The 14304-nt window shown below is 35.6% G+C and carries 13 protein-coding genes; 8 read left to right on the top strand and 5 right to left on the bottom strand.

Features of this window, described 5'->3' with window-relative positions:
- Positions 1–21: 21 nt before the first annotated feature.
- Entirely contained in the window at positions 22–765 is a 744-nt protein-coding gene (gene rph / locus H6F39_RS08165) for a ribonuclease PH (protein WP_190396518.1), read from the bottom strand.
- A 285-nt stretch (positions 766–1050) separates the two neighbouring features.
- On the opposite strand from rph, the gene H6F39_RS08170 reads away from it, so the two are divergent.
- The 6 genes from H6F39_RS08170 (at position 1051) to H6F39_RS08195 (ending at position 6401) form a co-directional block, all read left to right on the top strand.
- Positions 1051–1587 carry a P-loop NTPase family protein gene (locus H6F39_RS08170; protein ID WP_190396519.1) on the top strand — a complete coding sequence of 179 codons (537 nt, stop codon included), beginning with the start codon at positions 1051–1053 and terminating at the stop codon, positions 1585–1587.
- Between the two features lie 83 nt (positions 1588–1670).
- Positions 1671–2240 carry a dCTP deaminase gene (dcd, locus tag H6F39_RS08175; RefSeq protein WP_199290888.1) on the top strand — a complete coding sequence of 190 codons (570 nt, stop codon included), beginning with the start codon at positions 1671–1673 and terminating at the stop codon, positions 2238–2240.
- A gap of 51 nt (positions 2241–2291) precedes the next feature.
- Positions 2292–3356, top strand: a complete 1065-nt coding sequence (locus H6F39_RS08180; protein ID WP_137906211.1) for a TrkA family potassium uptake protein — start codon at positions 2292–2294, stop codon at positions 3354–3356.
- Positions 3357–3494: 138 nt separating this feature from the next.
- On the top strand, positions 3495–4586 hold the full coding sequence (locus H6F39_RS08185) for a leucine-rich repeat domain-containing protein (RefSeq protein ID WP_190371468.1): 1092 nt from the start codon (positions 3495–3497) through the stop codon (positions 4584–4586).
- A 226-nt stretch (positions 4587–4812) separates the two neighbouring features.
- Complete coding sequence (locus tag H6F39_RS08190; protein ID WP_190396520.1) at positions 4813–5703, top strand: leucine-rich repeat domain-containing protein; 891 nt, start codon at positions 4813–4815, stop codon at positions 5701–5703.
- Positions 5704–5834: 131 nt separating this feature from the next.
- Positions 5835–6401 (top strand): leucine-rich repeat domain-containing protein, encoded by a 567-nt coding sequence (locus tag H6F39_RS08195; protein WP_190396521.1) that lies wholly within the window; start codon positions 5835–5837, stop codon positions 6399–6401.
- 102 nt (positions 6402–6503) lie between these two features.
- Here H6F39_RS08195 and H6F39_RS08200 read toward each other — a convergent pair whose 3' ends face one another.
- A complete protein-coding gene (locus tag H6F39_RS08200) occupies positions 6504–7187 on the bottom strand; it encodes a response regulator transcription factor (RefSeq protein WP_190396522.1) in 684 nt (227 codons plus the stop codon).
- Positions 7188–7622: 435 nt separating this feature from the next.
- On the opposite strand from H6F39_RS08200, the gene smpB reads away from it, so the two are divergent.
- Positions 7623–8093 (top strand): SsrA-binding protein SmpB, encoded by a 471-nt coding sequence (gene smpB / locus H6F39_RS08205; protein ID WP_190371464.1) that lies wholly within the window; start codon positions 7623–7625, stop codon positions 8091–8093.
- A 151-nt stretch (positions 8094–8244) separates the two neighbouring features.
- On the opposite strand, the gene H6F39_RS08210 is transcribed toward smpB, so the two are convergent.
- Positions 8245–9669 (bottom strand): IctB family putative bicarbonate transporter, encoded by a 1425-nt coding sequence (locus tag H6F39_RS08210; RefSeq protein ID WP_137906205.1) that lies wholly within the window; start codon positions 9667–9669, stop codon positions 8245–8247.
- An 86-nt stretch (positions 9670–9755) separates the two neighbouring features.
- Complete coding sequence (locus H6F39_RS08215) at positions 9756–11822, bottom strand: serine/threonine-protein kinase (protein WP_190396523.1); 2067 nt, start codon at positions 11820–11822, stop codon at positions 9756–9758.
- Between the two features lie 355 nt (positions 11823–12177).
- Here H6F39_RS08215 and H6F39_RS08220 point away from each other — a divergent pair, with 355 nt between their 5' ends.
- Positions 12178–12636, top strand: a complete 459-nt coding sequence (locus tag H6F39_RS08220; protein WP_137906203.1) for a DUF6636 domain-containing protein — start codon at positions 12178–12180, stop codon at positions 12634–12636.
- Between the two features lie 205 nt (positions 12637–12841).
- On the opposite strand, the gene H6F39_RS08225 is transcribed toward H6F39_RS08220, so the two are convergent.
- Positions 12842–14304, bottom strand: a 1463-nt coding sequence (locus tag H6F39_RS08225) for a class I SAM-dependent DNA methyltransferase (protein ID WP_190396524.1), incomplete at its 5' end; no start/stop codon positions are given.

The following is a 14304-nucleotide window of genomic DNA, read 5'->3' on the forward strand; positions in this document are numbered from 1 at the left end:
ATGACAATTTAATTTTCTATTTTAATTTTCTATGAATAAGGTATTCCAATCACTAATTGCATTTCTTTGAGCAGTTAATAATTGCTGAATTCCTTGTTCGGAAAAATCTAAAATTTGATTCAATTGTTGACGACTAAAACTTCCCGCTTCCGCTGTTCCCTGAACTTCAATAATTTGCATTTTATGATTCATAACTACATTAAAATCCACTTCTGCGGACAAATCCTCAATATAGTTCAGATCTAAATATGGTTCACCTTGTAATAAGCCTACAGAAACCGCTGCTATTTGTCCACATAAAGGCGATCGCTCTAACACCCCTTGCTGCAATAATTGAGATATAGCATGAGCCAAAGCTACAAAACCCCCTGTAATTGCCATTGTCCTCGTTCCTGCGTCGGCTTGTAATACGTCTGTGTCCACCATTAGCGTCCGTTCTCCTAAAACCTCAAAATCTAAGGCAGCCCTTAAACTTCTGCCAATTAAACGCTGAATTTCCTGGGTTCTCCCGGATAATTTCATTAATTCCCGTTCCTGGCGTTTTTGAGTAGCAGAAGGTAACATTCTATATTCTGCTGTCAACCAACCTTGACCAGTTCCCGCCAAAAATTTAGGTACTCCCTCAGCTACACTCACGGTACAAAGAACTTGAGTATCACCACATTTGGCCAAAACCGAACCAGGAGCAAAGCGGGTGAAATTAGGGTAAAAACTATGGGGACGGAGTTCGCTGGGTTTTCTGCCGTCAGGACGTTGCCAAGCCATTACAATTGCCTTTTGAATTTTTGCTTACTGCCTTATAATATTAACCGCATCAAGTCAGAATATTTTGCTATGGGAATCCTAAATACTGCTGTATGATGATTATGTCTTTTGATTTGTAAATTATTAAATTGAATTTAGTGAATAAAAGCATGAATCTTTTTCACGCAAAGGCGCAAAGACGTAAAGAGTAAAAATTTGAGCAATGAAATTTTTGATTTTTATACCTCAATTTAGTAACACCATTTTAGTAACACCATTTTATAGCCAGGTTTTCAACTTTGTCCTATGGTTGCCCAATTAGAAATTCCCGCTTCAAATTCAACTCTGAGCTTACCATATTCCGTAGCAGGATTAGTGCAAGTTTTCACCAGTTCTCAACGTAGCTTTTTTACAAGTGTCATGGCACAAGTGCTGAGAATTGCTGGACAAGGTACACCAGTATTAATAGTTCAGTTTCTTAAAGGTGGTATCCGTCAAGGACATGAACGACCCATTAAAATGGGACAAAACTTAGATTGGATTCGCTGTGATTTGCCTCGTTATATTGATAATTCCGATTTGGACGAAGGGGAAAAGCTTTCCCTAGAAAAACTTTGGCAATATACTCAACAGGTAGTTAATCAAGGCAAGTATTCTTTACTAGTATTAGATGAGTTAAGTCTAGCGATTAATTTCGGTTTAATTCCTGAAAATGAGGTTTTAGATTTTCTTGCTCACCGTCCTCCTCATCTTGATATTATCCTGACAGGTTCTCAAATGCCAAAGTCTCTTTTAGAGATAGCAGATCAAATTACAGAAATTCGTCGCTCTCATCAACCTTAACTATTAAGATATTAAGATATTCTCATAAATTACTTTCAATTTTCTCTCAACCCGTGATTAAAAACGACATCTGGATTACCGAAATGGCTCAAAAAGGCATGATTTCGCCTTTTGAGTTTAGTTTAATTCGTAAATTGCAACCTGATCCATCTCAGATTCCCCAACCTGTAATTAGTTACGGACTTTCTTCTTATGGCTATGATATCCGTCTTTCTGCATCTGAATTTCGGATTTTTCGACACATTCCTGGTACTGTCATTGATCCTAAAAATTTTAATCCCCAAAATCTAGAGTCCACTCAGTTACATAGGGATGAAAGTGGTAGCTATTTTATCTTACCTGCTCATTCCTATGGTTTAGGCGTAGCCTTAGAAAAGCTCCAAGTTCCAGGGAATATTACAGTAATTTGTATTGGTAAATCTACTTATGCTAGATGTGGTATAATAGCTAATTTAACACCTGCCGAAGCGGCATGGAGGGGTCATCTTACCTTAGAATTTTCTAATTCTTCCAGCGCTGACTGTCGTATTTATGCTAATGAAGGTGTAGTACAATTGCTATTTTTAGAAGGTGAACCCTGTGCTGTTAATTATGAAACTCGTCAGGGTAAATATCAAGATCAGTTAGAGGTTGTGACAATAGCTAAGGTTTAAATTTAATTTAAAAAATAAACCATCAAAATAAACCATCATTATTTTTAATTTGTGTATTCTACCCTAGAGCAAAAATATCAACGTATTCAAAAAGAGTTAATGGCCGGGGCGCTGGCTTTGGCTTGTATTTTTTTAATTGGTACTTTATGGTATTGTTTGATTGAAGGCTGGTCATGGGAAGATGCAGCTTACATGACTGTGATTACCTTAGCTACCGTCGGTTATGGAGAAACTCACCCCTTGGGTAGTCGCGGTCGTTTGTTTACCATAGCCTTGATTTTCATGGGTGTGGTCAATCTTGGTTATATTGTCAATAGGTTTACAGCCGCAGTCATTGAAGGTTATTTTTTAGAAGGAATTAGACTGCGACAACAAAGGCGTTTAATGGAATCATTATCAGGTCATTATATCATCTGTGGATTTAGCCGCACCGGGCGACAGATTGCTAAGGAGTTTCAAGCTGAAGGTGTTTCTTTTGTGGTCATTGATTCAGAAATTGAATCCGCACAAAAAGCCCAGGAACTTGGTTATATTGTTTACCAGGGTGATGCCACATTAGATGATAGTTTACTCAAGGCTGGTATTCTTAAAGCAGTTTGCATTGTGGCCGCTTTACCTTCAGATGCGGAAAATTTATATACTGTCTTATCAGCAAAAACCCTGAATCCTGGTATTCGGGCGATCGCTCGCGCTAGTACAGAAGAATCATTACAAAAATTACAGCGTGGCGGTGCAGATGCCGTAATTTCACCGTATATTACCGGCGGTAAACGTATGGCAGCAGCAGCCCTCAGACCGCAGATTCTGGACTTTGTAGATGGGATTCTCTCAGGTGCAGACCGGGAATTATATATGGAAGAATTTTTACTAGATATAGCTCGGTGTCCCTTTATTGGTCAAACTCTACAAAAAGCTAAATTGCGATCGCAATCCGGGGCTTTAGTTTTGGCAATTCGCCGCCTTGATGGTAAACTCATTGGTGGGCCGACTGGAGACACGGTGTTAATGTCGGGAGATACTTTGATTTGTATGGGTACTGCTGAACAATTACGGGGTTTAAATCAACTTCTAGGTCCTATCAATTCCCAACCATTACGAAGACCAAAAAATAACTAAAATCAAACCCAATACTCGTTTTTATTAGCAGAATATAGATTATATCAACCACGAAGACGCAAAGAGCGCGAAGGAAAAGGGAAAAAATAAGTTGATCGTTAATAGTATAATTACTGTACAGCTTAACTTATAAAAATTATGAAACTAGCTTTCGTCGCGGCTACTATTTTTACATTCACTTTAGGACTTTACACTGAAGTCTTGGCTGTAACTGTAAAAACACCTGCTAAAAAACCTGTAACAACTACTAAAACACCTGCTAAAAAACCTGTAACAACGACTAAAACACCTGCTAAAAAGCCTGTAACAACTGTAGAAATACCCGTTATAACTGAACAAGCACCTGTAAAAATATTTATTACACCTATAAAAACACCTGAGAAAACACCTGAGAAAAAACCTGTGACCAATGTAAAAACACCAAATAATTTTTTACAATGGTGTGACCCAAAAGCCAAGTTACCGCAAGAGACGAGATACACAGTTGAAGTATTATTAAAAATTGCTGGGACAACAAACTGTACTCAAGCCAATCAAAGACTGATTAAATTGACTACTCTTGACCTATGGAGAAGTCAAATTAGTGATATCAAACCCTTATCAAGCTTGACTAATTTAACTGCTTTGAATTTATGGGAAAATCAAATTAGTGATATCAAACCTTTAGCGAACTTGACTAATTTAACTTCTCTTGACTTAGGAGGAAATCAAATTAGTGATATCCAACCCTTATCAAGCTTGACTAAGTTAACTACTCTGAATTTGTGGGAAAATCAAATTAGGGATATCCAACCCTTATCAAACTTGAATAATTTAACTTTTATCTCCTTGTGGAAAAATCAAATTAGGGATATCCAACCCTTATCAAACTTGAATAATTTAACTTTTATCTCCTTGTGGAAAAATCAAATCAGCGATATCAAACCCTTGTCAAACTTGACTAATTTAACTTCTGTCGACTTGAAAGAAAATCAAGTTAGTGATATTGAAAGTTTGTCAAACTTAACTAAATTAACTGCTGTTTATCTGGGAGGAAATCAAATCAGTGATATTCAATCCTTGTCAAAGCTGACTAAATTAACTGCTGTTTATTTAGAGAAAAATCAAATCCAAAATATTCAATCTTTATCTACTTTGGAAAATTTACGGACTCTTAAAGTTCAGAATAACCCGCTTATTTCTAAACAATGTCCTATGCAACCAGAATCTAATTGTCGTTTTAGTTTTTAGCAAATCACTAACAGGATGTTTGCAAAACATGATTAATGTATCAAATATTTTTAACCCCTCCCTAACCCTCCCCTTATTAAGGGGAGGGAACCGGATTTTCTTGTTTCCCCCCTTGATAAAGAAACCGGATTTTCTTGTTTCCCCCCTTGATAAGGGGGGACTAAGGGGGGTAACACAGGACACCACCTTTAAAACATCCTCTAAAGAGTTATAAATCACTAAAATTATGAAACTAAGACTAGTAGCGACCACCATTTTTACCTTGACATTAGGATTTTATACCCCAAAAGTCACCGCAGCACCCACAAAAACACCCAAAACCTTTACAGAATGGTGTCAACAAAAAGCCAATTTACCTCAAGAGACAAGACAAACAGTAGAAGTATTATTAAAAGTTGCTAAAACCCAAAATTGTAGTCAAGCTAATCAAACCCTGACTAAATTGACTGAACTTGACCTTTCACAAAATCAAATCAGCAATATCAAACCCTTGTCTAACCTCACTAAATTAACTTATCTTGGCCTTTCAGCAAATCAAATCAGCAATATCAAACCCTTGTCTAATCTGACTAACTTAACTACTCTTTACCTTTCACAAAATCAAATCAGCAATATCAAACCCTTGTTTAACCTGACTAAATTAACTTCTCTTTATCTGAATAAAAATCAAATTAGCAATATCAAACCCTTGTCTAACCTGACTAACTTGACTTCTCTTTACCTTGATAAAAATCAAATCAGCAATATCAAACCCTTGTCTAACCTGACTAAATTAACTTCTCTTGGCCTTTCAGCAAATCAAATCAGGGATATCAAACCCTTGTCTAACCTGACTAACTTAAATTCTCTTGACCTTCCGTTAAATCAAATCAGCAATACCGCAGCTTTATCTAATCTGACTGACTTGACTTATATTGGTCTTTCAGCAAATCAAATCAGGGATATTAAACCCTTGTCTAATCTGACTAATTTAACTGAACTTAAAATTTCGGTAAATAAAATCAGCGATATCAAACCTTTATCTAATCTGACTAAATTGACCGAACTTGACCTTTCAGAAAATCCACTTATTTCTAAACAGTGTCCCCTGAAACCAGAGTCTATTTGTAAGTTTTAGTTTTCAGCAAATCACTAAAGAGTGACAAAATCATCTGCGTTTATTTGCGTTCATCTGCGTTTAGTCCTGAGTATATTCATCTTAGTAACGACAACATGATAAAATTACTGTAACTTCTTATCACTAAAATCATGAAACTAAGTCTAGTAGTAGTAGCGACCACCATTTTTACTTTGACATTAGGATTTTATACCTTAAAAGTGATTACTGAAACCACAAAAACACCCAAGACTTTTACAGAATGGTGTGAACAAAAAGCCAGTTTACCTCAAGAGACGAGACACACTGTAGAAGTATTATTAAAAGTTGCTGAAACCCAAAATTGTAGTCAAGCTAATCAAACGCTAATTAATTTTACTAAACTTGAGCTTCCGTTAAATAAAATCAGCGATACCGCACCTTTGTCTGCTCTGACTAATTTGAATGCTCTTTACCTTTCGGAAAATCAAATCAGCGATATCAAACCTTTGTCTAATCTCACTAATTTGAATGCTCTTTACCTTGCGGAAAATCAAATCAGCGATATCAAACCTTTGTCTAATCTCACTAATTTGAATGCTCTTTACCTTGCGGAAAATCAAATCAGCGATATCAAACCTTTGTCTAATCTGACTAAATTAACTGAAGTTGACCTTGCGAAAAATCCACTTATCTCTAAACAATGTCCCCTGCAACCATCGTCTATTTGTAAGTTTTAGTCGGATTATATTTTGGTGAGTTATGGACTTACTAACGCACCCAGCAAATACTCAATTTCACTGAATATTACCAGACTAAAAATGTCAATTTGGGCAAAAATCCTATTCTACTAAATCATGTTTGATCGCAAACCTAACCAATTCAGCACGATTACTAGTTTCTGTTTTTCTCAATAAACTACTCACATATTTCTCCACCGTACGCGGACTTAAATGTAAATGATTACCAATTTCCACATTAGAAAAACCATGGGTTAAAAGGTCTAAAACCTCCTTTTCCCTCACAGTTAACGGTGTCAATACTTGAGATATCTGAACCTGAGTAGATACAGAAATATGACCATTCTCTGCCTTTGTATAAGTTAAATTACGGTTATTATCTTGGTAAATAAAACGACATTGAGATTGGATAATTTGCGATCGCTCTAATAAATTGCGAATAGCAGCGGCTAATTCTTCCAATTCAAAAGGCTTAGGCAAGTATAAATCACAACCAGATTGATACCCTAAAATTCGTTCTTGGATTTTAGTTCTCGCTGTTAATAAAATTATAGGTAATAAGCGAAACGCGGATAATTGACGAACACGACGCACCAACTCATAACCATTCATTAGTGGCATCATAATATCTGTCACTAGCAAATCAGGATGATACTTTTCTAGCGTATTCAAAGCATCAATACCATTATCAGCAGTAATTACATGATAACCAGATAGATCAAGATAATCACTAATGGCTAAACGTGTACCTATGTCGTCATCTGCGATTAGAATAGTCAAGGGCATGGACAGTACACCCCTATAATTTTTTTTACTGAGTAATGTGCCACAATGAGAAATATCAATAGACACTGGCAAGAATCGTCATCTCATCCTCCATACTATGACAAAAATACCTGTTAATGTCCCCTTAGTCAAGAATTTATAAAGAAAATCTTAAATTTTTAGAAATGCTTGACAAAACTTTACGTAATTGAGAAGAGAGTCAGGAATCAGGTTTAATTTACCCGCCACTGTGTGAACTACAATGAACAAAAGGACGTTGCTGATAGCCTTACGAAACCAAGAAAATATGGCTATACCATGGAAGGTATCAAAATCTCAAACTTGGCGGCTTTGCTTCTTTGCGCCTTGGCGCGAAATATACATGATGCAACCCAAATAAAAAAGTTAGTCTAAAAAATTTTTAGGCTTATTTATGAAAACTTAAGAAGATTGTCAATGAGTGATAAAAAGAGTGAAGGTTACAAAACAATTTGTGATAATCGTCAAGCGCGGTTTCGGTATGAAATCCTAGAAACCTATGAAGCGGGAATTGAATTGACGGGAACTGAGGTAAAATCAATTCGTGGAGGTAAGGCCAATCTCCAAGATGGTTATGCTTTAATTCGTGATGGTGAAGCATGGTTAATTAATGTACATATTTCTCCTTATGCTTCCAGTGGTGCATATTTTAATCACGAACCAAGACGAACACGCAAGTTACTACTCCATAAGCAAGAACTGCGTAAGCTAATTGGTAAGGTAGAACAGGAGGGTTTAACCCTAGTCCCGTTGAAAATGTACCTCAAACGGGGTTGGGTAAAGGTGGTTATTGCTCTGGGTAAGGGTAAAAAGCTACATGATAAACGGGAAAGTATTAAACGTCGTGATGATCAACGGAGTATGCAAAGGGCAATGAAGAGGTTTTAAAGGACACTCCTCCCCAACTCTCCCTTAGTAAAAGGAGGGAGAACGACAGATTATAGGTGGGGTGTTTTTTTAGCGGGCAAGATGCCCGCACCACAGGCGAATATTTGGTACTTTTTTTAACCCAACAAAATCAAAAGCTAGTTAAATATCTTTACTGTTTAGAAGGTGTTAAAGGTTGCCAAAAGCTGGCAACTAAGGCTACAGTAAACCACCAGAGGGTATTCACTTCAGGACGATAGAATACTGTATCAACTAGTCCATGAGATAATATACCTACAATAACAGCGATCGCCCCAATTAACCAAAATACTTGAGTATCTTTACTTTGTCTTAATTGTCGTAGCTGGGAGAATCCTGTATTCAAAGTGACCAATATTAACCACAGAAAACAAGTAAAACCTAAAAAACCAGTTTCGACGATTGTTTCTAAAAATACAGAATAGGCACTCAAAGCCGTAAAACGAGGCCTTTGATAGAGAGGATAAACATGATTAAAAGAATTGTGACCCGGTCCAATACCAATAATCGGGCGATCGCGGATCATTTGAAATACGGAATCCCAGACATTTTTGCGAAAGTTATTACTGCTGTCTTCTCTACCCGCGAATATACTGATAACTCTTTCCCGAAAAGGTTCAACAAAGATCATGCCTATTGCTAATATACCAACCACACTCCCCAGGAATATTGGTAAAGACCAATTCCGCCATATTAACATCATCTGGGGTGGTATTTTTATACCCCATAAATTCTCAACCGTGGAGTCACCAAAAACAAAAATCAGTAATACCGTCACCGTCAATAATCCCACCAATAAAGCAATCCAGCCACCCCGACTAAAAGTAAGAATTAGAGTTACACTATTGACAATAAACATCGTTAGTGCTAAACTTTTTTTTATCCAACCTGGCCAAGCAAAAATGGCGACAAAGCTGAAAATTACAGCCGGTAAAAGATATCCTGCCAGTAAATTAGGATTACCCAAATAACTGTAAACTCTGGTAGTCTTGGCTAAAGGAGATTCTGGGTCAACCCAAGTGGCTAAAGCTTTCGCACCAAAAAACCATTGTCGTATTCCATAGACACTGACAATGAGGGATATGTGCAAATAAAGGGTAATCAACCATGAGCGAAATCTGGGGACTCTTAAAACTCTAGCACAGAGAGCAAATAACAACAAATAAAGGGTTAAGGTTTGTAAATCACCCAAAGCAGCCTTTTTTACTGGTGATAAAGCTGTGGCTACCGCAGCAATAGCCCAATATAACAATACTAGCAGATGAATGGGAGTGAAGGAAGCAGCATTGGCTGTAAATTCCTCAGATAAAGTTAACAGCAACCATAAACCCACACAAGCCAGTAGTAATAAACCGATTAAAGTGCTAGAAACGAAGGGTGCAAGAGTATAAATGAGGCTAAGTAAGCCCACTGCAATTATATCTCCCCACCGGATCAGAATACTACTTTGTCGCCAAGGAAGCAAGGATCCCACCAGCAACCGATATAGGTAACTGCTAGACAAATATTCTTTAAGTGGTAAGGAAGATAAAGTCAATCTTTCCCAGACTAAATTCATGAAGAAAAAATAGAGAATTGAATTAGATGGAGTTTTCTACCCCAACTCATTGTAGACTAATCAATTTGAAAAATTTTTGTCATTGTTTACGGAGAAACCTGCCAAAGTTTAATTAAGTTATCTTCACTACTACTAACTAAAAATTTACTGTCAGCACTAAAAGCTAAAGAAGTAATAGTATTACCATTTGCTGTCAGTGTTATTATTTCCTCTTCTGTCGCTACATTCCATATTTTAATTGTGTAATAGCTTTTCTCCCCTAAGGTACTCCTTCCAGCACTGGCTAAAATTTTACCATCGGGACTAAAAGCAATAGTGTTAATATTATTACCTTCTAATGTGATAGTCGAAATTGGTGTTAAAGTTTGTAAATTCCATAATTTCAGAGTGCGATCGCGGCTAGAACTGGCTAAAATTTTACCATCGGGACTAAAAGCCACAGCTATAACTGTTTGTGAACTAGTAGTTAAAGTCTGAATTGGTTGTTCTTGATGAATATTCCATAATTTTATAGTTTTATCAAAACTACCACTTGCCAAAGTCACACCATTGGGACTAATATCTACAGAACGTACCCAAGATTTATGAGCGATTAAAGTGCGAATTAACTTACCTGTGATTAAATCCCAAACCTTGATAGTTTGATCATCACTAGCACTAATTAAAGTTTTTCCATCAGCACTAATAGCTAAACTATGAATTGCATCAGTATGACCAGTTAAAGTGTGAATTAATTGATTTGTTTGTAAATTCCAAATTTTGATAGTTTGATCATCACTACCGCTAACTAATATCTTACCATTAGCAGAGATAGCTAATGCGTTAACATTTTGGGAATGTCCCTCCAGACTGGTAATTTCTTTACCGGTGATCACATCCCACAATTTCAGATTACCATAACATTTACTATCAGCATTTTGCTGACAATCACCACCGCTAATAATCATTTTATCATCTGGACTCATTACCACAGATAAAACCTTACTTTTATGTCCAGAAAAAGTATTTACCAAAGACAAATATTTTTCAGTTTTCTGGGATTGATTCAAATTAAAAGAAAAATCGGGTTTTAATTTACGAAATTCTCGATAACCAAACTCTCCCAAAGTGAAAAAAATAATTAACCCAAACATAAAAATCAAATTTCGCAATAAAAATTTTTTCGTGTAATTTATCCGAGAATAATTAGCAGGTAATTTATTAATTTTACTATTAATTTTACTATTAATTTTACTATTTGCTGCTGGGAGCATAAGAGTATGTTGTTTCATCAAATCTCTCATAACTTCATCCGCAGATTGATAGCGATTTTGTATTTCTTTTTGTAGTAGCTTATCCATAATTTCTCCTAATTCTCTATTTAGGGGAAACCGTAAATATTTTTGCCAATTCTCTACCCAACTATAGCCATATTCCATCCATAATTGAAAAGGAGAAATCCCCGTTAGTAAATGAAAACAAGTAGCACCTAAACCAAACAAATCACTACCAGGATAAGCTTTTCCGTCTCTAATTTGTTCAATAGGAGAATAACCATGAGAACCAATAGAAGTACCATTTTTTCCCTGTACTCTTACCGTCAATTTTTTAGAAGAACCAAAATCAATTAGTGTTAATCTTCGATCAGATTGACGACGAATAATATTTTCTGGTTTAATATCACGATGAATTACCCCATGTTGATGCACAAATTTAATAACCGGTAATAAATCTAATAAAATAGACTGAATATCCCAATCTTTATAAACTTTTCGGGAATTTAATTCATCTAGTAGATTTTGACCATCAATAAACTGCTGAACTAAATATAAACAATTATTCTGTTGAAAATAGGCTATTAAAGTGGGAATTTGAGGGTGTTCTCCTAATTGTTGTAATCGCTTTGCTTCCTCTGAAAATAACTGAATTGCTTTTTTTTGTGACCAAGTACCTTGAAATTTTGGAGCTAATTGTTTAATGACACATAATTCGTTTAATTTATCAATATCTTCAGCAATATAAGTTCTTCCAAACCCCCCCTCATTAGAAAGTAACCGGGTAACACGAAACCGATTTCTCAAAAGTGTTACTAGAGGAGTTTGACAATTTTGACAAAATTGATAATTATCTGGATTTTGCGGATTTGAACAGTCAGGATTTAAACAGCAGATCATAATCTTTATAGCGCATCTGCATGATAAAATATATATAATATAAATCGAGATTCAATAGTAGCAATTAGTAATTTATTTAACTTGAAAATGTGGAAATTACCTTTCTCAAATACAGAAAAGCACAAAGGATGTATGATGGTCAATTTCCCCAATTCTATATCAACTCAAAGAAAAAAGAACGGCATTTTGCCATTTATTATCTTTATCAAGATACCCGACTTCTTTAAGAAATCGGGTATCTGAAATTCTCGACGTTCAATACTTGTGATATAGTATCTATATATTCTCAAGTCAGATTACCATAACCGGATATTTAACAATGTCTATTATTTTTGATAAATCATGTAAATAAATCATGTACAGACAAATTAAGAAATTAGTGGTGTTGCTTCTGACAGGTACAATGGTGACTTTATTACCACAGGTAAGTATAGCAGCACCAAAAGGTTTTCAGTCCCCTAGTGGTAATATTTTTTGTGAATTAATACCAGGAGTACCAGGGGAAATAAATATTTTACGCTGTGAAATCAGTAGTTCACTAAAACCCAAACCTCCTCAACCCTACCCCGGATATTGTCCACTTGAGTGGGGACAAGGTTTTTTATTACCTGAGAAGGGTAGACCAGAAATTTTGTGTATTATTGATACCATTGCTGACAAAAATAAACCTGTTTTGAACTATGGAAGTAATTGGAATTCAAGTGGTTTTAAGTGTGTATCTCAAAAAATCGGTTTAACTTGTACTAATAGTGATGGTATTGGCTTTTTTCTCAGTCGGGAAAAATGGTACGTATTTGGACTGTCTAGGCCTTAATTAAAAATCCCTTCCTCATATTTTATACAGCCTATTTTAGGTTTATGAAGTACACCCTTTACTTGGGCAAGTGGGCAAGGTAGAGTATTTTTGTACCTCACAAAGTTGAACTCTACTGTAAACTTGGTGCGTTACCTCGCGGATTGTATTTAATAGTTGATTTCATCATCTTTTAACGCTTTTAACGCACCCTACATACTTACTACTAATTTTGTATTTCTGGTCCAATAATTTTAATTCCCTGTTTTTCTTTTTCCGCTAACTCTACATTTAATAACAGCAGTCTTTCTAAAATATCATCTTCTGGGTTGAATTGATAAGCTGACATTACCAGTTTATCCAGTTGTTGATGTAGTTTATAAAGTTGACTACTCGGTTCGGTGAAAAATTTATTATATAATGTAGTGATTCCCCATTGTTTGGTTTCCATTTGTTGACTACGATGTTCATTTAGTTCTTCTGTTTTAGTGCGAATTTGTTGGACTATTTTTATATCTGCTGTTTGTGGAAATGGGAAGGTTTCAAAACAGGTTGTATTAGTGTAACGAGTTCTATCTTCTAAAGTCGAACTTTGCGCTTTTACCCAAACACGATGTACGTTAGATGTGAGAATCCCAAGGATATAAAAATCATCAGCAGCAATAACCATATTAGCTTCACAAGGTAAAATAGAAATATTCACAGGTGTAAAAATCATCCACTTAGCAATTTTTGGAATAGCAAAATAACAAGATAAAGAAGACATTGCTTGTCTCATAGCTGGTCTTTTTTCACCAAACTTCCACCAGTTAATTCTTCTTGCGTCTCTACGGTTTTTGTCTCTTTCTGGTTTCACTTTTTCTTTCACACGCTGAAAAGGTAATTGATATTCACTTGCTTCCTCTATTGATAAATTATTAAAATCAACTACCCAATCTAATTTTAAATAAGGATTAATTAAAGTTTTACCATCAATCATCGGTTTTAAAACATCTGCATTTTTAGAATCAATCTTTATCCATTCCCTAGCTTCTTCTTCAGAGATTATAAACCCCTTTCCACCAAGCGCACAAGACTCAAAAGAGAAATTTTTATTCGCTTCTAATTTCACAGCATTTGTAACCGATATCTCACTTTTTAAAGAAGAAGTAATAAACGGAACTTCAACACTATCTAAAAAGTTTTGTTTTTGCTCTTCCTTTGTCCAATTAACAATACTAACATGAACAGCAGCATCTCCAGACCAAATCTGATTAGAAATTGCGTCATGAATAATTCCACCATTACTAACAATATAATCTAAACTTGCTTTTCTCCCTGAAACCTGAGCAATAGAATTTGTCCCAACTAACCCTCCTCTTCCTTTATTACCTAATAAATCAGATGCTTTTCTAAACCAAAATACACAAAAATCCGGTTGTCCCTTTACCTCTGGGAAAGCTTGATATATCTTTTCTACATATTCATTTCCTAATTCTATTCTCATGTTTTTACCACCCAAAAACGGTGGATTTCCAATAATAGCATCAGCTTTGACCCATTCACTAAACAAAGCATCTTGACAAACAATATTATCATCCAAAGTATCCAAAGGTAAAGCAGGTTCAGTCAAACATAAATCATCAATCGCAATTTTCCGCGCTATCATCAAAGTTACCCGCGCTAATTCCACAGCAAAAGGATTTGTAT

It is taken from the genome of Dolichospermum sp. FACHB-1250, from assembly GCF_014696335.1.
Taxonomy (GTDB): Bacteria; Cyanobacteriota; Cyanobacteriia; order Cyanobacteriales; family Nostocaceae; genus Dolichospermum; species Dolichospermum planctonicum.